The organism is Mesorhizobium sp. M7D.F.Ca.US.004.03.1.1 (genome assembly GCF_003998635.1).
In the GTDB taxonomy this organism is placed as follows: domain Bacteria; phylum Pseudomonadota; class Alphaproteobacteria; order Rhizobiales; family Rhizobiaceae; genus Mesorhizobium; species Mesorhizobium loti.
The window spans coordinates 1-1,637 of sequence record NZ_RZQG01001158.1; the positions used below are offsets into that span (position 1 = coordinate 1).

2 protein-coding genes are annotated in these 1,637 nt (G+C 65.7%); one reads left to right on the forward strand and one right to left on the reverse strand.

Going from position 1 to position 1,637, the window contains the following annotated elements; all coding sequences use genetic code 11:
• Positions 1-272 precede the first annotated feature (272 nt).
• Complete coding sequence (locus EN935_RS35065; RefSeq protein WP_126068712.1) at positions 273-689, forward strand: VOC family protein; 417 nt, start codon at positions 273-275, stop codon at positions 687-689.
• 23 nt (positions 690-712) lie between these two features.
• On the opposite strand, the gene EN935_RS35070 is transcribed toward EN935_RS35065, so the two are convergent.
• On the reverse strand, positions 713-1,637 hold a 925-nt coding region (locus EN935_RS35070; RefSeq protein WP_164771645.1), incomplete at its 5' end, for an FAD-dependent oxidoreductase.

Consider the following 1,637-nt stretch of genomic DNA (forward strand, 5'->3'; position numbering starts at 1 on the left):
AAAATTGACCGACCGCGTCGGCGGCATCGGCACCGGCCTTCTTGGCAGCCTCGACCAGAGCCGCGACGCGGTCGGTCAATTTTGCTGCGTCTGATATATCGGTCATGCCTGAAATCCTGCTGGTGCGGCCGGCGTCTGGCCGTTGTCCACCCATCTATTGTTCCGGTCCGGCTTGTGCAATGGCATAGGCTTCAATCAAAATGCGGGGCGACGGTTCAAATCGCGAACCCTGTGACGCAAAATCGGTCCCCAGCCTGCTCGGAGCATTTTCGATGACACCCTTCCATCTTGCCTTTCCGGTCCGTGATCTCGATGAAACCCGCGTTTTCTATGGCGAGGTGCTGGGCTGCGCGATCGGGCGTTCGTCAACCACCTGGGTAGACTTCGACCTGTTCGGCCACCAGATGTCGGCGCATCTGCGGCCGCAGGCCGCACAGGCTCCCAGTGACGGCAAGGTCGACGGCATCACCGTGCCGATCCCGCATTTCGGCGCCGTGCTGCTGATGGACGACTGGCAGCGCCTGGCGACGCGGCTGGAGGCGCGCGACGACATCGATTGGCTGGAACGGCCGATGGTCCGCTTCAAGGGCGAGCCCGGCGAACAGGCGACGCTGTTCATCCGCGACCCCTCGGGCAATGCCTTGGAATTCAAGGGCTTTCGCTCGCTGGAGCAGGTTTTCGCGCACTAAACCAGGACGCAGGCACCGATTGATCAGCGACCGAAACGATCCACTGCAAACGGTGCGAGGCGCGCTGGATCGCCGCGTCCGCCGATCAGGTCGGCGACCAGCCGTGCCGTGATCGGGGCGAGCGTCAGGCCAAGATGGCCATGACCGAAAGCATGGATCACCCGGGAACTGCCATGCGAAGGGCCGATGACCGGTCTCGAATCCGGCAGGGACGGCCGGAAGCCGAGCCATTCCGATGAAGGCGGGCCGAGCTTGGGGAAGAATTGCCTGACGCCACGATCGAGCAGCGCCAGCCGGCGCGGGTTTGGTGGCGCGGCGAGCCCGCCGAGCTCTACGGTTCCGGCGACCCGCAAGCGGCCGGTCATCGGCGTCAGGTAGAAACCGAGATCGACTGGGCAGACAGGCCGGGTCAGCAGCGGCGCATCGGTCCGGAATTCCAGGTGATAGCCGCGCTCGGTCTCGAGAGGAATCCTGTCGCCGGCTTGCGCAGCCAGCGCGCGCGACCGCGCACCGGCGGCGATCACCACCGTACCCGCCTTGATGCGAAAACCGGGGCCGCTGAGCCGGACACCGCCTGCCTCGACCTGCAACCCGGCAATCTCAGCTTGCCTCACTGACACACCACGGGCGGTGGCCGCGCCCAGCAATCTCTGCATCACCGCCTTCGGGTCGGTGACATTCATCGAATCCGGGAAGTACAACCCACGCGCCCCGCTCGCCGGCAGGCCGGGCTCGAGTGCTGCCACCTCGTCGGACGTCAGAATCTCCTGGTGAATGCCGAAGCCGGCGCGCATGGCCCGGCCGCCGGCCCCGGCGGCAAAATCGCTTTCGCGGCGATAGAGGTAGAGGCAGCCATTGCGTCGCAGCAGATCCTCCAGGCCGGCCTGGCCGGCCATTTCCTCCCAGGCCGGCAAGGCCGGCCTGGAGGATCTGCTGCGACGCAATGGC

Coding starts and splice junctions, on each gene's coding strand:
- EN935_RS35065 (WP_126068712.1), top strand. CDS start 273: ATGACACCCTTCCATCTTGCCTTTCCGGTCCGTGATCTCGATGAAACC.